General features: G+C 44.2%; 20 protein-coding genes and 1 pseudogene. 11 read left to right on the forward strand and 10 right to left on the reverse strand.

Annotated elements, in window-relative coordinates:
- Positions 1–23: 23 nt before the first annotated feature.
- On the reverse strand, positions 24–779 hold the full coding sequence (locus EQU50_RS05655; protein WP_130154166.1) for a hypothetical protein: 756 nt from the start codon (positions 777–779) through the stop codon (positions 24–26).
- Positions 780–921: 142 nt separating this feature from the next.
- On the opposite strand from EQU50_RS05655, the gene EQU50_RS05660 reads away from it, so the two are divergent.
- A complete protein-coding gene (locus EQU50_RS05660; protein ID WP_130154167.1) occupies positions 922–2,523 on the forward strand; it encodes a serine hydrolase in 1,602 nt (533 codons plus the stop codon).
- 69 nt (positions 2,524–2,592) lie between these two features.
- Here EQU50_RS05660 and EQU50_RS05665 read toward each other — a convergent pair whose 3' ends face one another.
- Positions 2,593–4,335, reverse strand: a complete 1,743-nt coding sequence (locus EQU50_RS05665) for a hypothetical protein (RefSeq protein ID WP_130154168.1) — start codon at positions 4,333–4,335, stop codon at positions 2,593–2,595.
- Positions 4,336–4,478: 143 nt separating this feature from the next.
- On the opposite strand from EQU50_RS05665, the gene gltX reads away from it, so the two are divergent.
- Positions 4,479–5,867 (forward strand): glutamate--tRNA ligase, encoded by a 1,389-nt coding sequence (gene gltX / locus EQU50_RS05670; protein WP_130154169.1) that lies wholly within the window; start codon positions 4,479–4,481, stop codon positions 5,865–5,867.
- Between the two features lie 144 nt (positions 5,868–6,011).
- Here the strand turns inward: gltX and EQU50_RS05675 are convergent, their stop codons facing one another.
- Positions 6,012–7,208, reverse strand: a complete 1,197-nt coding sequence (locus EQU50_RS05675; protein WP_130154170.1) for a hypothetical protein — start codon at positions 7,206–7,208, stop codon at positions 6,012–6,014.
- A 96-nt stretch (positions 7,209–7,304) separates the two neighbouring features.
- On the opposite strand from EQU50_RS05675, the pseudogene EQU50_RS05680 reads away from it, so the two are divergent.
- Positions 7,305–7,469, forward strand: a pseudogene (locus tag EQU50_RS05680) (hypothetical protein); the annotation flags it as partial.
- Here the strand turns inward: EQU50_RS05680 and EQU50_RS05685 are convergent.
- Positions 7,449–9,086: a tetratricopeptide repeat protein gene (locus EQU50_RS05685; protein WP_130154172.1), complete on the reverse strand. Its 1,638-nt coding sequence runs from the start codon at positions 9,084–9,086 to the stop codon at positions 7,449–7,451. The pseudogene EQU50_RS05680 and the gene EQU50_RS05685 overlap by 21 nt on opposite strands.
- A gap of 349 nt (positions 9,087–9,435) precedes the next feature.
- Here EQU50_RS05685 and istA point away from each other — a divergent pair, with 349 nt between their 5' ends.
- On the forward strand, positions 9,436–10,965 hold the full coding sequence (gene istA / locus EQU50_RS05690; RefSeq protein ID WP_420886601.1) for an IS21 family transposase: 1,530 nt from the start codon (positions 9,436–9,438) through the stop codon (positions 10,963–10,965).
- A 21-nt stretch (positions 10,966–10,986) separates the two neighbouring features.
- Positions 10,987–11,808, forward strand: coding sequence for an IS21-like element helper ATPase IstB (gene istB / locus EQU50_RS05695; protein WP_130153461.1), 822 nt, complete (start codon positions 10,987–10,989; stop codon positions 11,806–11,808).
- 939 nt (positions 11,809–12,747) lie between these two features.
- On the opposite strand, the gene EQU50_RS05700 is transcribed toward istB, so the two are convergent.
- Positions 12,748–13,511 (reverse strand): IS5 family transposase gene (locus EQU50_RS05700; protein ID WP_130153196.1). Its coding sequence is split into 2 segments (ribosomal slippage): positions 12,748–13,176 and positions 13,179–13,511, totalling 762 coding nucleotides; the frame shifts between segments, so codons are not numbered across the junction.
- An 87-nt stretch (positions 13,512–13,598) separates the two neighbouring features.
- On the opposite strand from EQU50_RS05700, the gene EQU50_RS05705 reads away from it, so the two are divergent.
- A complete protein-coding gene (locus tag EQU50_RS05705; RefSeq protein ID WP_130154174.1) occupies positions 13,599–14,669 on the forward strand; it encodes a hypothetical protein in 1,071 nt (356 codons plus the stop codon).
- A 94-nt stretch (positions 14,670–14,763) separates the two neighbouring features.
- On the opposite strand, the gene EQU50_RS08605 is transcribed toward EQU50_RS05705, so the two are convergent.
- The 5 genes from EQU50_RS08605 to EQU50_RS05730 form a co-directional block, all read right to left on the reverse strand.
- Positions 14,764–16,167, reverse strand: coding sequence for a TldD/PmbA family protein (locus EQU50_RS08605; RefSeq protein WP_478210057.1), 1,404 nt, complete (start codon positions 16,165–16,167; stop codon positions 14,764–14,766).
- On the reverse strand, positions 16,094–17,506 hold the full coding sequence (locus tag EQU50_RS08540; RefSeq protein ID WP_130154176.1) for a TldD/PmbA family protein: 1,413 nt from the start codon (positions 17,504–17,506) through the stop codon (positions 16,094–16,096). Before EQU50_RS08540 ends, EQU50_RS08605 begins: the two co-directional genes overlap by 74 nt.
- Positions 17,507–17,620: 114 nt before the next feature.
- Positions 17,621–18,454 (reverse strand): hypothetical protein, encoded by an 834-nt coding sequence (locus tag EQU50_RS05720; RefSeq protein WP_130154177.1) that lies wholly within the window; start codon positions 18,452–18,454, stop codon positions 17,621–17,623.
- Positions 18,455–18,502: 48 nt separating this feature from the next.
- Complete coding sequence (gene alr, locus EQU50_RS05725; protein ID WP_130154178.1) at positions 18,503–19,588, reverse strand: alanine racemase; 1,086 nt, start codon at positions 19,586–19,588, stop codon at positions 18,503–18,505.
- An 11-nt stretch (positions 19,589–19,599) separates the two neighbouring features.
- The gene (locus EQU50_RS05730) at positions 19,600–20,349 is read right to left on the reverse strand and encodes a YebC/PmpR family DNA-binding transcriptional regulator (protein WP_130154179.1); all 750 of its coding nucleotides are present in this window, start codon (positions 20,347–20,349) and stop codon (positions 19,600–19,602) included.
- Between the two features lie 191 nt (positions 20,350–20,540).
- On the opposite strand from EQU50_RS05730, the gene EQU50_RS05735 reads away from it, so the two are divergent.
- The 5 genes from EQU50_RS05735 (at position 20,541) to frr (ending at position 25,222) form a co-directional block, all read left to right on the forward strand.
- Positions 20,541–21,824, forward strand: a complete 1,284-nt coding sequence (locus EQU50_RS05735; protein ID WP_130154180.1) for an MFS transporter — start codon at positions 20,541–20,543, stop codon at positions 21,822–21,824.
- Positions 21,825–21,983: 159 nt separating this feature from the next.
- Positions 21,984–22,748: a 30S ribosomal protein S2 gene (gene rpsB, locus EQU50_RS05740; RefSeq protein WP_130154181.1), complete on the forward strand. Its 765-nt coding sequence runs from the start codon at positions 21,984–21,986 to the stop codon at positions 22,746–22,748.
- A gap of 179 nt (positions 22,749–22,927) precedes the next feature.
- Complete coding sequence (gene tsf, locus EQU50_RS05745) at positions 22,928–23,854, forward strand: translation elongation factor Ts (protein ID WP_130154182.1); 927 nt, start codon at positions 22,928–22,930, stop codon at positions 23,852–23,854.
- Between the two features lie 33 nt (positions 23,855–23,887).
- The gene (gene pyrH / locus EQU50_RS05750; RefSeq protein ID WP_130154183.1) at positions 23,888–24,628 is read left to right on the forward strand and encodes a UMP kinase; all 741 of its coding nucleotides are present in this window, start codon (positions 23,888–23,890) and stop codon (positions 24,626–24,628) included.
- Between the two features lie 24 nt (positions 24,629–24,652).
- Positions 24,653–25,222 carry a ribosome recycling factor gene (gene frr / locus EQU50_RS05755; protein WP_130154184.1) on the forward strand — a complete coding sequence of 190 codons (570 nt, stop codon included), beginning with the start codon at positions 24,653–24,655 and terminating at the stop codon, positions 25,220–25,222.
- The last annotated feature ends 1 nt before the right edge of the window (position 25,223 follow it).

Raw genomic sequence — 25,223 nt, forward strand, 5'->3', positions numbered from 1 at the left:
TAGACATCCGATAACTGTAACTTTTAACCGTTATCGGAAGAGTCGTCTTCAGAAGAAGAATCACTATCGGATGATGAATCGTCACTGCTGCTGTCACTGGAATCATCGGAGTTAGAATCCTCACCGCTTGAGGAATCATCTGTGTTGCTATCGTCGCTGCTTGAGGAATCGTCCGAATTATCTCCATCGGAAGAGCTATCATCAGCTGAATCGTCTTTTTCTGAGTCATCTGCCTTCGTGGCGGCTTTTTTCTTGGATGCCTTCTGTTTTTTATCAGGTTTAGAAGGGGCAGGGACGGCAGCATTACCAGCCGGGGTGGTAGCCTGAGTTGTTGGAGCGGCTGGTGCTTGCATAGGCTGCATCATTGTCATAGGTTGCCCCATTGGCTGACCAGGCGCCATCGGCTGCTGTTGTCCGGGAATGGGCTGATTCATCATTGGCTGATTGGTTGGACATGACCGCATCATACCGGGTTGCTGCGGAAACATAACAGGTCCTGAAATAGGAAAAGACCCATTCACAACAGCGTTTTGGGCTGGCATGCCTGAAAGCCCGGCCATCACATACTCACTCTCTTGACCTGGAATATTGGGGCGAATCATTTGACAAGCCTGAGAATCGCAATAATTCAAAACCGCCGTTTTGCGATCAAACACAAAAACACCCTTGTCTTGTGAAAACAGCGCATAACGATCCTGTTGGCTAAAATACATTATGACAATGCCAACGGTGATAAGAAAGGTTATGCACCCTAAAATAGTACCTTTTAACGAATTCATGGTCGATTCTCCTTGTCAGAAAACAGTCGTTTCTATCTTATCATCCGCCCAATTTCGAAAGGCGACGAGATAACGATATTGTCTTTCGCTTACTTTTATATATACTTTAATAAGGTTAAAGTTTTATTAATTCCCGGGTATTATGCGTTTTATTTTCGTTCTTTTAAGTCTGTTTTTTAGTGTTCAATCTTGTTTCAGTGATCAACTAACGAATATTTTGCCAACTTTTGAGGCCTATGTTCAAAAGTCATTATCTGAGTGGCAGGCTCCGGGAGTTTCTATTGCCATCGTCAAAGACGGGCAGATTATCTATGAAAAAGGCTTTGGGGTTAGAGAGGTTGACCAACCAGAACCCGTTGATGCCTATACTGTTATGCCTATCGCATCGCTCAGTAAAAACTTTTTGGTAACCCTTATTGCTCAGCTGGTGGATGAAGGGGTTTTGGACTGGGATGCACCCGTCAAAAAGTATCTGCCCGACTTTCGCTTAAGCGATCCCGACATTACCAATCAATTCACGGTTCGTGATCTTTTGTCCCATCGCAGCGGCCTGAAGGGTTTTTCAGCAGATAGCGTTTGGAATTTAGGCTATAATGCCACAGAAATTCGTGATTTCCTTGCCCAATTGCCTTTTGAAAAAGGGTTCCGTCACGATTACGCTTATCAAAACCATTTGTTCGGCATCGCCAGCGACCTTGTTGAGAAGGTCACGGGTCAATCCATCGCCAGCCTCTTTCAGGCCCGTTTATTCAATCCACTTGCCTTAACCTATTCCAACGTCGGTCCCATCGAACAACCCAAAAAAGGGCTGTGGGGTGCCATCAAAGGGTGGTTTCAAAAGAAACCGAAACTTAATGTCGCCTTGCCCCATCACGTGATTGGCACCAAGACAACTGCCACAGCCACCTCGCCCCAAATGTACACGTTTATGGGCAGCACAGGCGTTAACACCTGTGCCCATGATTTGGGTTTGTGGATGATTTTCCAATTAAATGATGGCCAGATCAACGGCAAAGCCCTGGTATCAAAAGCCCAAATCACCCAAATGCGCACATCCCATGTTCAGGCCACAAACTTGCGCCCCGACGACATGCAGTTTCCAGCTGTAAGGATGAGCCAGATTCATTACGGCATGGGTTGGTTTTTGGGCAACTATGGCGGGGAAGGGACTGAGAAGGTTCCGTTTCTTAGTCACATGGGCGGCTTTGGCGGCGTCAGAAGCCTGATGACACTGGTTCCGAACCAAAAATTGGGCATTGTGATCATCTCAAACTTTGGTTCCATGCGGGTTAGCATGTTGCCAGAGGCATTGCGGAATAAGTTTTTGGATCTTTATTTAAACCTTGGTGAAAAAGACTGGAGCAAAGAAAATCTGCAAAAGATGCAAGAGATTCGCACAAAAAACAAACAGTATAAAAATGATTATCGTTTGCAAAACCCCCGCCCTCACCATGATTTAAAAGTTTATGTGGGGCAGTATAAAAACCCCTTGTATGGATCGTTTGAGATTCAGCAAGACAAACAGGGATTAACGTTGGTTTATAAAGATCGCCGTGTCTCTTTAACCCATTGGAATGGGGATGAATTTGAATTCAAAGGGAACGACCTGACGCCCATTTATTCTGAATATGACCAGGGTTATATTGAGTTTGGGGTGCAGGGTCAAAAGGCCCTTTTGTCGGCCATTAACTTGATGTTCGAAGGGAAAAGTGAAATTTTTGAACGGGTGAAAGAGGGGGCTTGAGGGAGCCCTTTTCAAAAAAGAAGGGGCGGTCGCGCCGCCCCTATGTTATTGTTTTCGTTAGACGAGAAATTAAGAGAATGGATCGTATCCGCCTGTAGAGGAGTCGTGGTTAGCGTTCGAGGAAGAAGAGAAGTTGCTAGCATCATAGTCACCCAAGCCCAAGTTGTTGCTAGGGTAGCCAGATCCGAATTCATCTGGCAGCTCTTTTAACTTTTCCTCAGCCATTTCTTTAAGTTTTGCGAATCCTGCCTGACAAGCATCGTTAAGTTTTAGTTGATTGCCATCATTCTTAAGGAAATCAATAATTTGGCTCACATCACTTTTTGACCGAGCCTTACCTATAGCTGATTCACAAGATTCCAATATCATCGGAAAAAACTCAGCAGGCTCAAAAATTGATTGTTGCGTTAATAATTGTTTCCACTGCTGAACCTGTGTCCAGGAGTTTTGTTGTAGACAGCGGCCGTAAATTTTCAGAAGAAGCTTTTGTTCGTCAGGTCTAAAACAAAGCTTTTTCTGGTCCATTGGAACATCAAAATTTTTCAAAAACTCTTCAATATACGCCTCCACATCAGTGCCATAATCAAGGAATTCTGACGAAGCTCTACCAGTATACCATTTGAGGCCAATCGGATCTAAATCAGGAATAAGCGCCAAAGCAACATTATGCATGTTCTTGGCCGTCATACCTTGCAATGAAAAGGCATGACGAAGAACCTCTAACTTTTGATGCTGTGGACATCCGTAATCTTGTGCAAGTTCAGTTTCAATGTTTGCGATTTGTTCGGCAGTCAACGTCTGCATCCCAAAACCATATTTGGAGCCATATGTGCGTGTTTTTGCAATTTTCTCCAAATTCTCTTTTACCAATTGCAAATCATCTGATGGCTTCAAAAGGTGGCCCATAACTGCGCTGACGTTTTTTTCGGAATATTTAATACCTTCCAACGGGTTTTGATAGGGAACCAGTTTAAGGGTTTCATTAAAGGAAGTTTCAGAAAAGGAGATTCCAAGATTTTCGTTTGTCTTTTGTATAAAGGAGGAAACATTACCCAGCTCTTCGCCTTTTTGTGACGACATCCCGCCATAAAGAGTAGCCATGGAACACTCCAGTAAGGCTGTGAAATGTCTTTGTATCCTTACATCTGTAGATTCCTTTTCATGTTCTGATAACTGTTTAATGTGTTCCTCAAATCCTTTTCCATCCATCCCTGGTAGTAAATTGCAAACAACGCGACCATAAACTCCTTTCAATTGGTTGATAACATTGTCAGGTGTTTGTGCATCAGAAAAGCCCCAGAATCCGGTGAAAATTTGTTGCATTGCGTTATCGAACAGGGTGGCAACATAAAGGTAGGGTTCGCCATCAACGATCCTATTTACGCCTCTATACGCTCTAAATAGATTGGTTTTTGTTTGGTCCAAAAATGTGACTAAATTAAGGGCGGAAAATTCTTGTCCACGCGTAACTTCTTTATAAAGTGCCGACCAAGCGTTGGCATCAGGCTTATAAAACAGACGCTGCAAAGTTTCTCCATCGCCTGCCCTCATGTATCCTGCAACTGTATTGACAAGCTGGCTGCCAGCGTCTGTGCCCGGTAAGGGCGAAGGTACGCGGTCATCTTTAAAGTAAGCCCTCATCAACTGACCGATCTGTTCCGGTCCTGCTTCAAAATCGATCTGCGCATCTGCTTTCCAAGAAGAAGACGACGACGAGGAGGAGGACGACGAAGAGGCCCACACCGAATGATTGTGAAGACCGACCACACTGATAAAACCTAAAAACAAGGCTAATTTAGAAAATCGTTTCATTGTTTTTCATCCCTTTGAAAAAAGTAATACTGACAATATAGTGCCCATATTCCATTTTACAATGGTTAATGTAGAAATTTTTCACACAGGGCGTTTGTAAACCGGTATCATCAAGATCTTAATCATTTAACGTCGAAATCATCATGACTGTTGTTGTTCGTTTTGCGCCTTCCCCCACAGGTTATCTGCATATTGGCGGTGTGCGCACGGCTTTATTTAATTGGTTGTTTGCGCGCCATCATCAGGGAAAGTTTTTAATACGTATCGAGGATACGGACCGTTCCCGATCAACACCCGAGGCGGTTGAGGCCATTTTTGACAGCCTGTCTTGGTTAGGTTTAAACGGCGATGAAGACCCGGTTTTTCAGTTTGAAAGGGCGCCCCGCCATGCTGAGGTTGCCCGACAATTGTTGGCCGAGGGTAAAGCCTATCACTGTTATTGCAGCCCGGAAGAGCTGGACTTGATGCGCGAAGAAGCCAGGGCCAAAAGTCTGCCGCCCCGCTATGACGGACGATGGCGTGATCGTGACCCAAGCCAGGCACCAGCTGGTGTTGCGCCTGTTATTCGTTTCAAGGCGCCCTTAACAGGGGAAACCGTTATTCACGACCACGTTCAGGGGACGGTGAAGTTGGACAACAGTCAGCTGGATGACATGGTTTTGTTACGCGCGGATGGCACGCCCACATATATGCTGTCGGTGGTGGTTGATGATCACGACATGGGCATTACCCACATTATTCGGGGTGACGATCATTTAACCAACGCGTTTCGTCAATGGCATTTGTACCAGGCATGCGGTTGGGCCGTGCCGGAATTTGCCCATATTCCATTGATTCATGGGCCTGATGGAGCCAAGTTGTCGAAACGCCATGGGGCGCTTGGGGCTGAACATTATCGCGATATGGGTTTCCTGCCCGAGGCCATGCGCAACTATTTGCTGCGTTTGGGGTGGGGTCATGGCGATGAAGAAATTATCAGCACAGAACAGGCGATAGGATGGTTCAGTCTATCCGCTATTGGTCGCTCGCCCGCGCGCTTTGACATGGTCAAATTAACCCATCTGAACGCCCATTACTTAAAGGCCAGCGATAATCAGCGCTTGGTTGATTTGCTGAAACCTTTGTTGGAGGCAAAGGGCTATGTGGTAGACGCCTTATCGGAAGAACGCCTTCTTGGTGGCATGCCGGGGTTAAAGGAACGCGCCAAAACTCTTTTGGAATTGGCCGACAGTTGCCTGTTTTATTTCAAGGTGCAGCCGTCTGATGAAAAGGCTGGGACCTTTCAAACGGCTGAAAACGCCCGATATATTCAGTCCCTTGTGGAAAAAGTCGAAACCCTAGAGGATTTTACCCCTGAGGCGATCGAGCAAACCATTCGCGCGGCGGCAGTGGATTTGGGCATTAAACTGGGCGACCTGGCGCAGGCTTTGCGCGTTGCCCTGACGGGGCGCACCATATCCCCCAGTCTGTTCGAGGTGATCTCGATTTTGGGCAAAGACGAGACTTTAAATCGTCTGCGCCTTTTTTGCTAATCAATCTGATGTTCGAAGGGAAAAGGGAAATTCTTGAACGCTTGAAAGAGGGTTCTTAAGGGAACCCTTTCAAAAAAAGGGCGGTTGTGCCGCCCCCATCTGTTATTTGAATGACTGGGCGATTAAGCCCGTCTAACACCTTTTCTAAGAGATAGTGCGTAACTTTTCGTCAGCCTTTTCTTTAAGCTTTGCTATTATGGACCTGTAATGCGCAGGAAGATTCAACCCATAGTCACAATCCCAAAGAAAGTTAATAATCGCACTGATATGTTTTTTTTTCGTGGCCCTAAGTATCATCAATTCACAAGATCTTAATGTCCCTAAGAAAAGCTTTTCCGTTATAGTTGGCAGTGAAATGGTATGACAAAGAATTTCTAGCTTTTCAGAATAGGAGTAAATTTCATCTTTTGGAAGTTTCTGCTCAAGGTTCGTGATCTGCTCATCAGTTAACGTCTGCATCCTAAAACCATATTTGGTTATTTTCTCAATTTTTTCCAAATTCCGCGCTGCGGAGCTCAACCGGCTTGATGGGTTTAAAAGATGGGCTGCAACCATCCGGACGTTTTCTGAGCAATGAAGAATACCTTCTAGCGGGTCTTGATAACGAACCAGTGAAAGGGTTTCAGCAAGGGAAGCATTAGCATTTGATGTAGCATTTGATGCTGACAACAGAACGGCAATGAAACATTCTTGTAAAGCTGCGAAATGCCCTTGTATTCTTGCATCCGCAGATTTATTTTTTTGTTGTTCTAATTGGCCTAAGTGATTCTGAGGTTCGCCAGCCATAGTCGGCAATAAACCGCTGACAAGACGACCATAAATCTGCTTTAAAGCTTTAATATCGTCAGTCGGTGTTGGCGCATCAGAAAAACCCCAACATCCTTCAAAAATTTGTTGCATCGCATTATCGAACAGGGTGGCAACATGAAGACAAGCTTCGCCATCAACGATTCTTTTTACGCCTCTATACGCATTTAAAAGATCGGTTTTTGTTTTGTCCAAAAATTTGACCAAATTAAGGGCGGAGAATGCTTGGCTAGGTTTAACCTCTTGATAAAGAGTTGACCATTGATTGGCATCGGGCTTATAAAACAGCCGGTGCAGAATTTTCCCATTGCCTGCCTTCATGTGTCCTGCAACTAACTTGACAAGTTGACTGCCAGAGTCTCTGCCCGATAAGGGAGAAGTTGACGTGTCAGTACTAAAGTAGGTAGTCATCAGCTTCCCAATCTTTCTTTGTTCTTTGTCAAGATCCATCTGAGCAGCTGCAGCTGAATCGTTTGGAAGAACCACAACACTCATAAAGCTTAAAATTAAGGCCAACCTGGAAAATTGTTTCATTGTTTTATATCCCTTAAAAAAAACTAATACTGACAATATAGCTACTACATTTCGGTTTACAATCGTTAATGTATGAATTTTTCACACGTGGTATTTAAAGAATTGGGCATTAAACTGGGCGACCTGGCGCAGGCTTTACGCGTTGCCCTGACAGGGCGCACCATATCCCCCAGTCTGTTCGAGGTAATCGCGATTTTGGGCAAAGACGAGACTTTGAATCGACTGCACCTCTTTTGCCAATCAATTTCCAGCCGAGGGTGAATACGTGTTCAATTTAGCCTGGACATGTGCGACGTGCGCGGAAGTTTCTGGGAAATGAGTTTTAGCAATTTCAAGAGCCTGGTTTAAGTAAGTCACTGCTTCTTTTCTCAAGCTGTCAGATGGCGGATTAACTTTCATATTTATATCGGCCAGCATTTCCAAACATTCAAAGCTTTGGGGATGCTTGTTTTCCTGAAAAATCTTTAAAGCTGAATGAAGGAAGCTTTTGGATGTTTCCAGGCCGCCTTCTAACATGTGCAGCCGCCCCAAATCCATCATAACTTGCGCGGTATTCAGATGGCCTTTTCCATAGGTTTTTTCATACATCGCCTGACTTTGCTCAAGCAAACTTTTGGCTTTTTCATAATTGCCTAAATCTCTATAGACATTCCCTAAGTTCTCTTGACTATCAAGAAACCAAGGATGATTTTCGTAAGAATTCTTTCTATAAACTTCTAGACTTTTCTCTATAAGGGTTTTGGCTTCCTGGTGGTTGCCTTGCTCTCTGTAGACGCATCCAAGTTTTTCTAAACTCCAGGCAAACCAGGTATGGTTCTCGAAGGAATTTTTCCGATAAATCTCAACACTTTCTTTAAGATATTTTTCTGCATCCTCATAACATCCAAGGACCCGATAAATATTACCTAACCTGCCCACAGTCCAAGCAAACCAGGGGTGATTTTCGTAAGAATTCTTCCTGTAAATTTCCAGGCTTTCTTCAATGGCATGCTTTGCTTTTTCATAATCGCCCTGTTCTCTATAAACACCTTCAAGCCATCCTAAAGCACGGGCTAGCCAAGGGTGATTTTCGTAACCGTTCTTCTTATAGATTTCAAGGCTTTTCTCTAAAGATTGTTTCGCCTTTTCATAATCCCCTAATTCTCTATAAACACATCCTAACCATGCCAAGGTACGCGCTGCCCAAGGGCGATCTTCAAGGGAAACCTTTTGATAGATTTCCATACTTTTTTCAAGGCATTGCTTTGCTTTTTCATAATCGCCCATGTCCCTGTAAACACACCCAAGCCACGCAGAAACGCGCGCATACCAAGGATGGTTTTCGTAACCGTTCTTCTTGTAAATCTCAAGGCTCTCTTCTAGCAGCTGTTTCGCTTTCTGATAATTTCCAAGCTCTCTATAAACACTCCCCAAATCTCCTATGGCTCGAGCGTACCAGGGGTGGTTTTCGTAACCGTTCTTCTTGTAAATCTCAAGGCTCTCTTCTAGAAGCTGCTTGGCCTTTTCATGGTCGCTTAATTCTCTGTAGACGCATCCAAGCCATGCAGAGGCTCGGGCAAACCAGGGGTGGCTCTCATAAGAATTCTTCTTATAAATTTCTAAGCTTTCTTCAAGCGGGCGCTTCGCTTTTTCATTGGTACCCAACTCGCTATAAACATTGCCTAGGCCTTCTAACGATCGGGCAAGCCAATAAGATTGTTCCGAAGGGGCGTTTTTATAAAGATCTAAGCTTTTTTCAAATGCTTTCTTTGCTTCCTCGTAATTGGCTTGGTACATATAAATCTCGCCCAGTTCACCCCAGGTAGACGCCAAGACAGAATCCGTTAATAAATGAGAATGGGTCAAAAACTTCTTACAGTGCTTGACCAGCAGGGCCATTTTGGAAAAGTCTTCTTCATCTGCGTATTCCGGCGAAAATCGAATAGTGATTCCGGTCTAAACCGAACGGCAATTCCGGCGAAAATCGAATAGTGATTCCGGTCTAAACCGAACGGCAATTCCGGCTCAATTCGAATGGTGATTCTGGTCTAATCCGAACGGCAATTCCGGTTCAAATCGAACAGTGATTCTGGTTTAAATCGAATAACGATTCCAAGACGAAGCGATGGCCTTTGACCTCCTGTATCAAGGAGACCTTTGGTTATAAAACGCGTTTTATGAACGCTGTATCCTTTTTTTGTTCAACAAAACATGAAAGGAACAGCCCATGTCACGGAGTCACATATCAATGAGAAAGATCAGAGAAATCTTACGTTTACGGTACAGCTGTGGATGTAGTTACCAGGAGATAGCCAAGAGCATTGGCATTAGCGCGAGTACGGCGGTTGAAGGCGTCAAGAGGGCAAAAGCAGTTAACTTAAGCTGGCCTGTGCCCGACAATCTAGGCGACGAAGAGTTGGAGATCAAGCTGTATCCGCCTGCTCAAAAAATCAATAAAGAACAACGGGGAGAGATTGATTGCATTTATATTCATAAAGAACTCAAGTGCAAGCATGTTACGTTACAATTATTATGGAGTGAGTATAAAGAAAAGTACCCCCAAGGGATTAGCTACAGCCAGTTCTGCGACGTTTACCGAGGATGGCGTAATTCAACACTTGATGTCTGGATGCACCAGACCCACAAAGCAGGAGAGAGACTTTTTGTGGATTATGCCGGTCAAACGATGTCCGTTGTAACGGATACGTCGACGGGGGAAGTCGGTGAAGCACAGATTTTTGTAGGTGCGCTTGGTGCGACCAGTTTTACCTACGTGGAGGGCGCATGGTCCCAAACGCTTGCAGGCTGGATCAAGTCTCACGTGAATGCGTTTGAATATTATGGTGGCTGTCCAGAGATTGTTGTGCCAGACAATTTAAAGAGTGGGGTCCATAAGGCGCATCTTTACGAACCTGATATCAACCCAACCTATCAAGATATGGCCTCTTATTACGGCGTCGCAATTATTCCAACAAGGTCAAGAAGTCCGAAGGATAAAGCTAAAGTTGAGAATGCAGTCCAACAAGTCGAGAGACAAATTCTGGCCAAGCTTCGTAACCGTACCTTTTTTAGCTTGAGCGAGTTAAACCAAGCTATTCAGCCACTTTTGGATGTCTTAAACCGACGTCCTTTCCAAAAACTGCCAGGATCCCGTTTAAGCCACTTTCAAGACCTTGAGAAACAGGCATTAAAATCCCTTCCAACAACTCGGTATGAGTACGCCGAGTGGAAAAAAGTTAAAGCCGGCTTCAACTACCATATTGAGTTAGACAAGCATTTTTACAGTGTTCCCTATGCCTTGGCAAAGGAATCTCTCTATGTTCGCTATGGACCGACGATTGTTGAAATTTTTTGTCAGAATAAATGTGTCGCGACCCATGTCAGAAGTTATGGTGCCAACGGATATACGACAAATACTCTGCACATGCCAAAAGCTCATCAAGCACAGGTGGAATGGACACCCGAACGAATTGTTTCTTGGGCCAAGAAAACGGGGGAAGCAACGGCAAAATTGATAGAAGTCATCATGGCTTCACGCGCCCATCCTCAACAGGGGTTTCGCACGTGTCTTGGGATTTTAAGGCTCGGCAAGAGTTACGGTGAAGACCGTTTAGAGCTGGCTTGTAAAAGGGCTTTAGAGATAGGAGGCCACAGTTACAAAAATGTTGAATCTATTTTGAAGAACAAGATGGATCAACAGTCTTTATCCTCGTCCTCAGAAGTCAATAGCCTCTCTGATTCTCACGAATATATTCGTGGCCAAAAATACTTTAAATAATCTAAAAAAGGAGACCCTTTCATGTTACTGAATCCAATTGTTTACAACCTTCAAAAACTTCGTCTTCATTCTATGGCAAAAGCCTTTAAAGAACAGCTGGAGCAACCAACCATAACGCAGCTGAGCTTTGAAGAACGTCTTGGCTTGTTGGTTGATACAGAAGTCATCGCCCGGGAAAACAGGCAATTACAGGCACGCTTGCGCAGTGCCAAACTACAGCAGACGGCCTGCCTTGAAGATATTGACCATTCATGTCAGCGTAACCTAGACAAATCTTTGTTGGCCACACTTTCTCAATGCCAATGGGTTGCTTCTCATCATAATATTTTGATTGTTGGGCCGTGTGGCACGGGGAAAACATTCTTGGCTTGTGCTCTGGCCCACAAGGCTTGCCTTCAAGGTTATAAAGTTCATTACTGCCGCCTCAGTCGCTTGCTTAGCGAATTGCAGCTTGGAAAGGGGGATGGGAGTTATGGAAAAAGAATGAGTGAACTTGCTAAAACGGAGGTTTTAATTTTAGATGATTTTGGATTGTCTATTCTGACAGATGAGCAACGCCGTGACTTATTGGAGGTTTTGGATGACCGACATGATAAACGCTCTACGATTGTCACCAGTCAGATTCCTGTCAAACTCTGGCACGAAACCATAGGAAATGAGACGTTAGCGGATGCTATCCTCGATAGGTTGGTTCATAATTCTTATAGGCTTGAAATTAAAGGGGAATCTATGAGAAAAGTGAGGAGTAAAGAAAAGGATCAGGAAAACACCAAACAAAAAAACATCGAGGGTCCTTTGCATGACACAACGGAAATCACAAACAATGAAGGGGTGAAAAAATGAGATAAAATCGGAGAGTTCGCTTCTCTTTGATTCGTATTCGAATTAAACCAGAATCCGCGTTCGGATAAAACCGGATTCACCGTTCGAATTAAACCGGAACGGCCATTCGGATAAAACCAGAATTGCCGTTCGAATTCGCCGGAATACGCATCTATTCGGCATGATTGCTGGACAGGTTGTGTTTTTGGGCCGTTCGGGTCGATATTAATCAGCTTTTTAATGCTCCGTCTCGAATCAGATTCAACCTTATATCAGCCGTTTCTCCCAATGAATTAAATTGCGACACAAAACCCCCCCGTGCTTTTCCTGCGCAAAAGCTGTCATGATATTGAAGAACTTTACAGAGAAAAAACTTATTGAAAAGGTTATTTATATTCATTATATAAATAGATTAATAATATTAATTAGGTGAAAAATGAAAAAAGCAATTAAATTTCTTTTAGTGTTGGAACTTCTTTTAAGGGCAGGTCATGCCTCTGCTGCGCGTGAAGATGCCGGTGATTTAGAGGCAACTAGCGCTAGTAGTTCCGCTACGTCGTCAATGACTACTCTTCCTAATGGCAAAAGTCTTAAAGAATGGAAGACGGCTGTTGAAAAGATCGAACAGATTATAGCTGATCGAAGGGGTTATAATGGAATCCTTCTTGCTTTTATGAAACGAACAGATCTGAGCGCTGAAGCCAAGCTTAAAGCTTACGGTGAAGCCTTGGGAAGTTTACCTGAAGGGAAAAACCCCTTGGATATTGCGATTCAAAATATCGGGTCTGACCTGGATATTTATGACATAATTCATAGTCAATATATGCGGCGAATTAATGTTTACACGGCTGTGGTTGAAGGCGGCAAATCATCAACGTCTTTTAAGATCGAAGAATTTCTGGATCTATTTTATATGATCGTTTACAAAGATTATTTGACGGAAAAAACTAGGGCGTGTCATCAATTAAGCCAAATAGCCGCAGCAACCAAATGTATGGCTCCCAGGAAGTTTCGAGCTGTTTTATCATATCGAGTGGCTATGGCTCTGTATTGTTTAAGTTTGGCGAAGAAGTTTTCGATGAGGTGCCGGGCCTTGTAGAGGTCTTTATCATACGAACAAGGGTTGATCCTATTCTTTTTTGGGGGAATGACCGCCTCACATCCTTTCTCTTCAAGTTTTTTTCTCATACGTTCGTCTGCGTCATAAGCCTTGTCAGCTAAGACGGCACCAGCTTGCGTAAGGTTATCTATTAAGGCATCGGCACCTTCTAAATCGTGATCTTGTCCGGCTGTTAAATAAAACCCTGTTGGATTTCCCAACGCATCACAGGTGGCATGAATTTTGGTGCTTAATCCTCCTTTGCTTCGTCCAATCGCTTGGTCAGCTGAGAATTCTTTTTTTTAGCACCAGCACTGTGCTGATGAGCACGCACTATACTTGAATCAATCATAGCGTATTCATTGTCAGCATCTTGGCTTAATAGCTCAAAAATTTTCTTCCACACACCTGATTGGCTCCACCTCGAATGGCGTAGATGAATAACTCTAAAATCCCCAAAACGTTCCGGTAAATCACGCCACGGAATTCCAGCTCGATATCGATATAGAACGGCTTCTATAAATAGGCGATTGTCTTTTGCTGTTGCACCAACATATCCTTCCCTTCCAGGTAGCATACCCTTAATGCGATCCCATTGATCATCCCGTAATGCGTAGCGTCTCACCGAAAAAAACCTCGTAAAATTTTTCTCAATTAAAACAGAAATCTATGACTTATTCAATTGATGACACGCCCTAGTCAAAAAGAATTTATGGATTTTTGTAAAAGCGTTAAAAAGTTATCTGTCCGTGAAAAAATAGGTGCTTTAAAGAAGCGGCAAAGGGCAGGAGAGTTTGTATATTTAGATGGGATCTTACACGCATTAGCTCCTTTTGTTGATAAGGTGACTATCGATGCACATACGAAATATTATGTACAAACGGCTATAGCAGACGGCACGAAAATTTCGGGGTACAGTATAAAAGCTGCACATTTATTGGAACTTTTAGCTAGAAGGGATAAACTTCAAGGAAAGACGATTCACTGCGTTACCCCCTCAGGAAATTCCTTTGATCTAGATGCTACCCTCAGAAGCATTAATGAAAATTTAAATAATGCGGCAGCTGCACGTAAAGAGATCTATTCAACAAAAGAAGGAATAGGTGGGGAATTAGAAACGACTGAAAGTCAGAAACTTATAAAAAATGTCAAAGAGTTTGAAAAAGGCCTTACAACTGCCGAAAATTTAATAGGCATGCTTGAAAAGCATAGGGTGAAAGTCATTAAAAAAGAAGAAGATGGTCATGCGGTATCTGGAGCAGAAGCCGCTTCAGCGGCTAGTACAAATTATGAAGGCACAAGCGATCATTCTTTGACGCAAACAGATATGCAATCTTCTTTTCCTGCCGGTTCTTCTTCGTCTTCTAGCTCTTCATCAACTCCAAGCTCTTCTGCCTCCTCCTTTGGAAGAGAATTGACTGATAAAGAAAAGCGAAGATATGACCAAGCTATAGAACAACATATCTATGGAAAAAAGAGGGAGCCAAAATCAGGTGCAGATTTTGAGAAATTGACAAAAGAGGTCAATTTATTTAAGGCTGTTGCTGAGGACAACCACACAAAACAGAATGTTAGATATGAAGAAATGCTAACCCTTGTTCGAAGAATGGGTGGAGACGTTTTCCCATTTGGTAAGAAGGGAGGGTCTCATCGTCGGATTGAGATCCCCCATGTAAATAATGGGAAAATTATCACGTGTGGAACTTACGAACCACACGGAGGGGAAGGATATCCTCTGTGGCTGGATTTTTCTATGAATGCCATCACTAGGGCCATGGTTTGAGAATCGAATAGGCGGGGCCTCAAAACTCCGTCCTCCCATACCGTAAATAGGTCAATTTTTTTTGGGCCATGGGACGACGCTAAGGTCAAACAGCTTACAACGTGTAATTAAACCCATCCACCAATAATCCGGGCATACACAGTCCCCCAACCGACCGTTTATCATAAGTGGACGTATCAGCCATTATTTCAACAAAGTCTGTCAGGTCAACTAAGCCATTCCCTAAGAAATGATATAAAGACTCATCAAACCGTAGATCTTGGATGGGGGCTGTGATCTTTCCATTCTCTACCCAAAAGCAAGCATAGCGGGTCATGCCGGTTAAACGGCCAGTGTTCAAATCGCTCCAGTTTAAATAATGAAGGTTGCTGACATAAAGCCCTGTATCTAAGGCCGACAGGATATCTTGCGTTGGCAAAGTACCAGGCATTAAATGGGGGGAGCGCATCCCCTCATACTCTTCAGAATAATTGCTGGGAAGGTTGTGTTCTTGGGCCGTTCGGGTCGATGTTAACCAGTTTTTTAAGACCCCATCTTGAATCAGGTCCAACCTCAAGGGGGCCGTTTCCCCCAAAGAATTAAATCGCGGCGATAGCCCTAATGAAAAATCCTCCACCAATGTGACCTTGGGGGATAAGGTTTGCCCATTTGCCAATTTTTGAAAGGGTGATGACCCCTGGTAATAATGCGATGCCGCCGGTGACAACAACGTGGCAAGTTCGGCCACGGCTTGCGGTGCAAAATAGGTTCGGTACCGTCCCGGTTTAATCTGACGATCGGGTTGGTCAAGCAATGCCAATTGTTGTTTAACGGTTTCTAACTTCTTTTCAACGTCTTTCGCTGACCATTGATGATTGCTATAAAGAAACTTAACGGCTTTTTGTTGGGGCGTATAAAAAGACAAATCCAGAGTAAAATTATCGCGGCTGAACCAATGGCTTTGACCCAATGAATCGTAAACCCCTCGCATTACGCGACCAGATGTTAACAGGCCAGCGCAATCTTGCAGATTCCCTTGAAACAAAGGGAAAATCAAATCAAACCAATCCTCATCAAGCGGCAGCTTGGCCTGATGCTCTTCACTGCTGTTGGATTCATTGGCCTTTACAAATGTTGGACAAAAGGGGTCAGGGGGCAACTGTTCGGCAGCCCATCGGCAACTTTCAATCTCAGCCAAAGCTTTTTGATGATTAAGGTCACCATCATTGCCAAAGGGGATGGTGTGAAGGACATAGCGTTGGTTTTTCATAAACCTTAAAGTTATGTTTCCTTGACTCAGTTTAAAGGTTTGCCGCACTTTATGACGGTTGAGACGCACATAAAAACTGTCCTCAGCCTCTAGGCTAAGTGATAACTGTTCATCAGCTTGCAGGGATTTTATTAAAGATTTTGCGAGAGTTTCAAATAAGGTTTTGTTCATGTCGTTATCCTCCACCAAACACGTCAATTCCTTCGAACCAGCACGCAGGCGTGGCATGTCCAACAGCAACCAGCTGATTGGGTTCCCCTTTGCCGCAAAAAAGGCTGCCCCAAACTTTGAAGGAATTCTGATCACCAACAGCCTTTAATTTGTGCCAAAATGGCAGAGTGATCCCTCGATAATTGGGGTTTTTAACCACATGGGTGAGGCGACCTTTTTGAATGCGACGCCCATATTCGCAACCAAACTGGAATTTTCGACGATAGTCATCAATTGACCACGATTTATTCGTCATCATTAAAATACCATCATCTATTTGGGCAATCATATCTTCTATTGATGTGTTCCCAGGCTCCATGTTGAGATTGGCCATGCGATCAATAGGTAATCGATTCCAGGAACTTGCCCGTGCGCTGGCAACGCCAGGAACATTTAAGCGTTGCTGACTTTCTAAACTGCCAAGCCCCCCTACCAATAGGCCATCTTTAATTAAGTAACGTTGCTCGGCGGGGTTGCCTAAATCATCAAAAGCATAACTGGCCAATTCACCATTTAGGCTTGGATCAAAGGTAATATTCAACAACGGTGATCCATATTGCAACTGACCAAAGTCTTCAGGTTTCACAAAACTCCAACCAGCATAATTCCGCTCGTCCCCTAAAATACGGTCAAGTTCCAAGGGGTGGCCGATCGATTCATGAATTTGCAGATACAATTGGTCAGGTGTCAAAATCACATCAAACGTGCCGGTTGGGCATTCTTCACCCTTTACCAACTCAACAGCTTCAGATCCAATTTGCCACGCTTGATTTTTTAAATAGTCAGCGTCAAATAAACCATCAGCATTCTGACTGAAGATGCCCCCATTTGTTCTGGTTTGGATCTCATTGTCAATCTGAGCTGTGGCGGAAAGTGAAAGGCCAAAACGGTTTATGTTTTGCTCTATTACCGCACCTGACGTGCTGACCAATTGAGTTTGTATCCGTTCAACAACGCCAGTAGCCATGGTGCTGATAATACAATCATCGACTTTAAGATCATGGCTGCTTTGAATTAACAGATCACTGAGATCCTTTAGGCCGGGGACGGACGAAGGGGAAGACATATAAGTGCCCTGCGATGGCGGCCTAACGGAGGTATCGAAGGCATAAAGATTATGACGAGTTGCCTGTTCAGCGATTCTTTTCGCCTTAAGGGCGGCTTCTTTCAAAGCATCAGGGTGGGCTGTGTTGGTGGCCACGGCGGCAAATTGGCCATTCACCAAAACCTCCACCATCCATCCTTGGTCAACGCAATGGGTATAACGGTCAGTTTTTCCATCACGGGCACCAAAAACTGTCGATTCGTGGCGCACTTCGCGCACGCCCAACCAATCGACATCCAAATCCACATTATTCACAAAAGCTGATAAGTTCACCGTAAAGCCCAGTCTTGAAAACCCATGGGCCCACCATACACTTAATGATTGCCATTTGTAAAAGGTGAGTGTTTTAAAAATTACTCAAAACAACAGCCTGAACGACCTAAAGCATTAGTCGTCTTGATCTAGACAACCTTCAAAACAGATATCTTTCAAAGTAGGTATGATCCCTTTCAAACAAGCGAATTGAGTTAATATATTTGTTTTTACTTTACCGCTATCGTCGTACGCCCCCCAAAATTCTTGACGGTGATAGATGATGTAGAAAGTAAGTTTACGAAGTGATGTGAACAGCTTTGGATCACAAACTGTCCTAACATGCCACTCTAAATCATTCTTTTTGGGGTCAAAATAGGTGATGCCAATGGTCAATTCTTCAATCTTATCCAAGTTAAAAAATTGGCTGCACACATTTAAAGCGGCACCGTATTCTAATTTTGTTTCTTCCGGGCTTAATTTGTATGTTTTCTGAGCTTGATGGGCTGTCGTTGAATCGCTGAGATCTTGAATTTCTTGCAAAAGAGGCAGGTCAATAAGTGCACAATTTTCTGTTTCCCCCCATACATCAACAATACGCTTTAAAGATTTTAAACGTTCATATTGGTTTAGTGACTTTGTGGGCGCATTCTCAAGCCATTGTTGCAAACTATTAAGAGTTTTTTTTATCTTTTCGACGTTTCCAGTTTTTTCTTTACCATTAAAGTATCCTGCAAGTAGATCAAAAAAAGAGCAATACTCTAACATATCATCGTTATGTAAGTCGCGATACTCCTCGAACTTTATATCAGCAACTTCAAGAATGGCCTCTTTTAATTTGGGAAACTTTGCTACTAATTCAGTCACAGTCTCCTGATCAGTCTGTTTCAATGGAGCGGCTTGACTTCCCATGACCATGCTGCAGGAAAAGCTGGTTAGCATTAGAACAATTGCTGCTAGGTTTTTCATAAGATCCTCTTGATAAATTTTATTTTTATAAGTTCGATGACAAGGGCGTTATTTCTTCGTCCAATGGAATCGAACCCGGTTTTGAATGGCGCACAGCATGTCATAGGGGCTGTGGCTTGTATACTCTGCAACTTGTTCGATGGGCAGATTGTTACCCCACAAAATAACGGGGTCGCCCGCTTTGGCGTCAGGGCAATTTTCAAGGTCGATTGTGGTCATATCCATCGATACTCGACCAACAATTCGACAGCGAACGTTGTTCACCAAGATGGGCGCCCCTTCCCGGGTGGTACGGGGATAGCCGTCGCCATACCCAATCGCAATAACCCCAACGCGCATATCTTTGGGGCAAACGAACTGGCTGCCATACCCAATGGATGAGCCCTTAGCAAGCGTCCGTATGGCTATTAAACGCGTTTGCAAGGTCATGATGGGTTTTAAATCAAAATCAGCGGCAAGCTTTCCCTTAATGGGTGAAACTCCATATAAGCCCATACCAGGTCGGACAACGTCATAGTGATGATCGGGAAAATTAATCATGCCGGCCGAATTGCAAAAGCTTTTTAAGCCCGGAAAGTTACGCGTAAAGTTCTCAAACCGCTGAATTTGTTGTTGATTAAGGGGATGATTGACGTCATCAGCGCACGCCAGGTGAGACATAATGCCGATCGGCTGCGCGATATGCGGATTGTTTGAAAGGGCCTGATAAGCTTTAGGGGCATCAAAGAGATTGAATCCTAATCGTCCCATGCCGGTGTCAACCTTAAGCCATGCTTGTAAAGGCAGCGGCAAGGAAAGACTTTCAAGCGCCTTGACCTGCCACCAATCATGAAAAACAACCTGAAATTTTTCGCAAGATGCAATCAAAAGTTCGTCTTGTTCGAAGATGCCTTCCATTAAGGTAATGGGCCCGCTAACTCCTGCGCGCCTAAGGGCGATCGCCTCGTCACTGGATGCGACGCCTAAGCTATAGACACGTTTGTCCAGGCGGGCAGATACCGACCGAAGGCCATGCCCATAAGCGTTCGCCTTTACCAAAGCGATAATTTTTGAAGACGGTGTCTGGGACTGAATAACCGATAAGTTATGAAGCAGGTTTTCAGTCGATAGAATGGCTATGGCTGCACGCGACATTTTTTAGCTTTCTATGTGCTGAGTTTCGCGGCAACTTCATCGCTCACCTCGAAATTGGCATACACATGTTGCACATCGTCGTTGTCTTCCAAAACATCTACCAATTTAACCAATGTTCTGGCGGTATCTTCGTTGCATTCTATGGTGTTCACAGGGCGCCAAAAAACTTTGGCTTGAAGCGGATCACCCAGGTGTTCAATAAGGTGGTCTCGAACAGAAGCAAAGGCGTCCAGAGAACATGTCACCTCCAAGGTTTCGCCAACAGCTTCGACGTTATCAGCACCTGCCTCAAGGGCAGCTTCAAAAACTTGGTCGAAATTGAATTTACCGGCATCAAACTCTAACAGGCCAAGGCGTTCAAAGGAAAAGCTAACGCTGCCACTTTCGCCTAAATTCCCGCCGTGTTTGTTAAAGTAGGATCGGACTTCCGACGCAGTTCGGTTGCGATTATCTGTCAGTGTTTCAACAATAACCGCCACGCCCCCTGGGCCGTACCCTTCATAGCGAACTTCTTCATAAACAGCTCCATCATCACCACCCAAAGCTTTTTTCATGGCGCGATCAACGTTATCCTTTGGCATGTTTGCCGCCCGTGCAGAGGCTAGCGCGGCGCGAAGTCTGGGATTAGAGCCTGGCTCAGGGATCCCTGAACGAGCCGCCACCATAATTTCACGGGCTATCTTGGCGAAAGTGCGCGCCCTTTTGGCGTCCTGAGCCCCTTTGCGGTGCATAATATTTTTAAACTGCGAATGTCCAGCCATGGCTCACCTTCTTTTCTATTTTTGATTGCATGCCCGACGCCTTCCTTTTCGATGGCGATTGGATATGCCTCATTGTCCTTAAAGATAGATTCTCAGATCTTTTAGAAGAAGACAAAGGTTTTTTAGATTGACGGTGGAAGAAAAATATGAGACAGAAATAAAACCAGCAGAAAGCGTAGTTTCTTAAAACCTTGGCCATCACCTATATAGGAAATTTCATAGATTTTCTTGAATTCGGTCTGTTCACAGCGCTTTTACCTTTTATAAGTAAAGATTTGCTGGGTTTATATGATCCGCAAGTCAGGGCTGAGTTCTGCTATCTGGCGGTGTTTGCGGGTTTTTTAGGTCGCCCAGTAGGTGCCTATTTTCTTGGAAAGTTTGGGGATCTTTACGGAAGCCAGCGTCTTTTGGTCTTTTCAGTCTTAGGCATTTCAGTGGCAAGCATGATCTTGGCCTTTCTGCCCACTAACAATTACTATGTCATCGAAATGATTATCCTGTGTCGATTCCTACAAGGGTTGTTCACAGGCGCTGAGTATTCCGCTGTGGTTGTGTCAGCTACCCAAACAGCTACGGTCAGAAGCAGCTATCGATCTGTTGCCTTGATGACGGCAAGCGGCGTTCTTGGCGTTTCTGTTGCTCAATTTATGGCTTTCTTGCTCTCCTTGTTTCACCTGGAAAATTTTACCTGGAGATATGCCTTCGTCTTTGTATCTATGATTGGTTTTTGTACATTTTTAAAGCGAGCCTTATCTTACAAAAAAGACTGGGTATCTGTTATCAGGCCCGAAGTCATCCCTTTAAGGAATTACATACCTGAAATTTTTTCCTGTATTATTCTAGTCGGCCTTGTTAATGCTATGTTTTACTTGGTCAATACGTTTGTCAACACCTATAAAATGATTATCAGCTCCAATTTGGCAACATCACAATTCCTTTTAAACTTTATAACAACATCTTGTTTTGCTTTAAGTATTTGGCTTTGGAGTATCTATCTGTCGTCCAGAGACCATCAACCGTTTAAAATAATGCAATGCAGCCTTCTCAGCATGGTTTTGCTGCTGGGGCCTTTATTTTATGCCTATGTAGAGGGCACTCCTTTGTGGATTAGCGCCATCATTCAAGTGGTTTTCATTTCTGGGATTCAATTATTCACAGTTGTGGGCATCAGTTTCGTCCCCCGCCTTTTCCCGGCGTCCATTCGTATTCAAGCCTGTGGATTGGGTTTTAATTTGGGTATTTCATTGTTAGGCGGTGGCTTTCCTTATTTGAGCCTCAAATTAACAGAAAAAACCCACAGCCTTTATGCCCCTGCCTTTGCTGCCTTATCTGTAATTTTCGTTGGGTACTTAAGTCTACGAGTTTTAAGGAAGCGTTACCCTGAAATGCTGGGTATTAAGTGCTCACCCATTGAGGATGAATTCATTGATGAGAACAAACCTCTAGAAAAAATTTCAAAACGCAGCTATAAATAAAGGCGTACTATTTGCACCGAAAGAAGGTTTGGTGATTTTTTCAAAGTCATTTCTTACCTTCCGATGTCGCTGCACCTTTAAGTTTCAAAAGAACAGACCAGGCGCATTGATTTTTATCTTTCGGGCGGTTTAATCGGAAAATAACAAAGGAAATTTTTTATGTCTATGCCCACCTTTACTATGCGTCAGCTGTTAGAAGCTGGTATTCACTATGGTCACACCACACGTCGATGGAACCCTAAAATGGGTCCTTATTTGTTCGGCGTTAGAAGCGGAATCCATATTATCGATTTGGAACAAACTGTTCCCCTGTTATACAAAGCTATGCAAGCTATACGCGATACAGTGGCCTCAGGTGGTCGTGTTTTGTTCGTAGGGACAAAGCCCCAAGCTGCTGAAAAAGTTAAAGAATCAGCAAAGCGATGCGGCCAGTATTATATTAATCACCGTTGGTTGGGTGGGACATTAACCAATTGGAAGACCGTCAATCAGTCCATCAAACGGTTGAGCGAAATGGAAGAAGCCTTGTCAAAGCCTGACCATTTGACCAAAAAAGAAATTTTGAAGATTCAACGTGAACACGGCAAGATTGAGTTGGCCATTGGTGGTATTCGCGAAATGGGTGGATTGCCAGATATTTTGTTTGTCATTGATACCAACAAAGAAGCCATTGCGATCCAAGAAGCAAAGAAATTAAAGATCCCTGTGATCGCCGTTTTGGACAGCAATTCAAGTCCTGACGACATAACGTATCCTATTCCTGGTAACGACGACGCTTTGCGCGCCATTGGAACCTATTGTGATTTGATTGCTGGATCGGTTTTGGATGGATTGCAGGCAGAAATGATTTCGGCCGGAATTGACATCGGTGAATCGGCAGAGATTAATGATGAATTTGTCGCTGAGGCTGGTGAAGTCGTCTAATCAGACGCTTGACTACGTTATCGATTCGCGTTCATCCCTGTCATTCCAGCAACAGCGGGAATCTAGATAACAATAAACTAGACCCCCGCCTCTGCGGGGGTGACAACGGGGCGCCGTGGGGTTTGTGAGAAAATAAATTGGACAAGCTTTACGTAAATACATTTTTTTGAGGAACTCAAATGACTGAAATATCTGCAATATTAGTAAAAACCCTTCGTGAAAAAACAGGGGCTGGCATGATGGATTGCAAAAAAGCATTGCATGAAGTAAATGGCGACATAGAGGCCGCAACTGACTGGTTACGTAAAAAGGGATTAGCCGCAGCAGCTAAGAAGGCTGGTCGTGTGGCCGCTGAAGGTTTAGTGGGCGTTGCCAGTATTGGAACAGCAGCCGCTGTTGTCGAAATCAATGCTGAGACTGATTTCATAGCCAGAAACGCCGATTTCCAAGCGCTGGTTGCACAAACGGCAGAGATTGCTGCCAAGGCCCCCCATACGGTTGAAAGCCTGGCTTCAGCTGCATTTAAGGGCGAGTCTGAAACGGTTGAACAAGAAATCACCCGTTTGATTGCTGTTATTGGCGAGAATATGAGCTTGCGCCGTGTGGCACGTTTGTCGGTTGAGCAAGGTATTGTTGCCACTTACATTCATAGCGGGATCGCTCCCGGGCTTGGTCGTATTGGTGTATTGGTGGCCCTTGAATCCGCCGCTGATCCAGCGAAACTGGAAGAACTGGGTAAAAAGTTGGCCATGCATGTGGCGGCCACTCAGCCCCAGGCATTGAGCGTCGATGAGCTGGATCCGACTTCCGTTGAACGGGAACGTGCTATTTTGGTTGAACAAGCGCGCGCCTCTGGCAGACCAGAAGATGTCATTCAAAAAATGGTTGAAGGTCGTCTGAAGAAATTCTACGAGGAAGTTGTGTTCTTGGAACAAACCTATGTAGTCGATGGTAAAACCAGAATTGCTGATGCTATTGAACAAGCAGCAAAAGAACTGGGCCATCCCATTGAGCTAAAAGCCTTTACAAGGTTTGGCTTGGGCGAAGGAATCGAAAAAGTTGTTAGTGATTTTGCGGCTGAGGTTCAAGCCCAAGCAGGTCTTTAATTCAAGTTTTTAAATTTCTGGAAAGTTGAAATTGTGTCCTCTTCCCCACAATACCGGCGGGTTCTTCTAAAGCTTTCAGGCGAGGCTTTAGCAAGCTTAGAATCCACCGGTTCAGGGCACAAGAAATTTGGCATCGACCCAAAGATGCTAGAAAAGCTGGCACAAGATATTCTGTCAGTCCATCAAACAGGCTTAGAGATCGCCCTTGTTGTGGGTGGCGGGAACATTTATCGGGGGGCACAAGCTGATGCTTACCCCTCAACCGATCGTACCAGTGCTGACCATATGGGTATGTTGGCGACCACCATTAATGGCTTAGCTTTAAAAAGCGCCCTGGAGCATTATGGCATGCCCGTCAGTTTAATGTCGGCGATGCCGATTCCCAACGTGTGTGAAACATTCACACGCAGAAAAGCTGTTGAGGCCCTTAATAAAAAACACGTTCTTATTTGTGTTGCGGGAACAGGAAATCCCTATTTCACAACCGATTCAGCTGCGGCGTTACGGGCATGTGAACTGAACTGTGATTTATTGCTAAAGGCGACAAAGGTTGCGGGTATCTATACCGCTGACCCCAACCACCACGCCAGCGCTGAATTTTTGCCCAGATTAACATATCGAGAAGTGATAGAAAGAAAGCTGAAGGTTATGGATATGACAGCCATCACTTTGGCAAAAGAAAATAAAATTCCTATTGCGGTCTTCTCGATTTATGAAAATAATGGGTTTGGTAAAGTTTTGAATAAAGCGACGCAATTTACGATCATCTCTTAAATTTTTAACGACTAAGGTAGGACCATGTCTTCAACACGTTTTGACACTCGTTTAACTGATTTTAATCGTCGCATGGACGCAGCGGTGGAGGTTTTAAGCCGTGAGTATGGCGGCATTCGTGCTGGGCGTGCCACCGTGAGTTTATTAGACCCCATTAAGGTTGATGCCTATGGCGCCATAATGCCTCTAAGTCAGGTTGCCACGGTAGGAGCCCCAGAGCCTAGGCTTTTAACAGTTCAGGTTTGGGACAAGGGCATGGTCAAGGCCGTGGAAAAGTCGATTCGTGATTCAGATTTGGGCCTGAACCCCATGATAGAGGGGCAGCTTTTGCGCATACCATTGCCGCCGATGACTGAGCAAAGGCGCCAAGAGTTGGCAAAATTAGCCGCTAAATATGCAGAAGATGCGAAGGTCAGTGTTCGAAATGTTCGCCGCGAAGGCATGGAATTTTTGAAAAAAGCTGAAAAAGATGGCGATATTTCGGAAGACGAACTTCATCGCTTGTCAGACGAAATGCAAACAATGACAGACGAGCATGTTAAAAAAATCGACGAGATGGTTGTTCACAAACAAAAAGAAATTATGCACGTTTAGA

The sequence above is a fragment of the Candidatus Finniella inopinata genome, from assembly GCF_004210305.1.
Taxonomy (GTDB): domain Bacteria; phylum Pseudomonadota; class Alphaproteobacteria; order Paracaedibacterales; family CAIULA01; genus Finniella; species Finniella inopinata_A.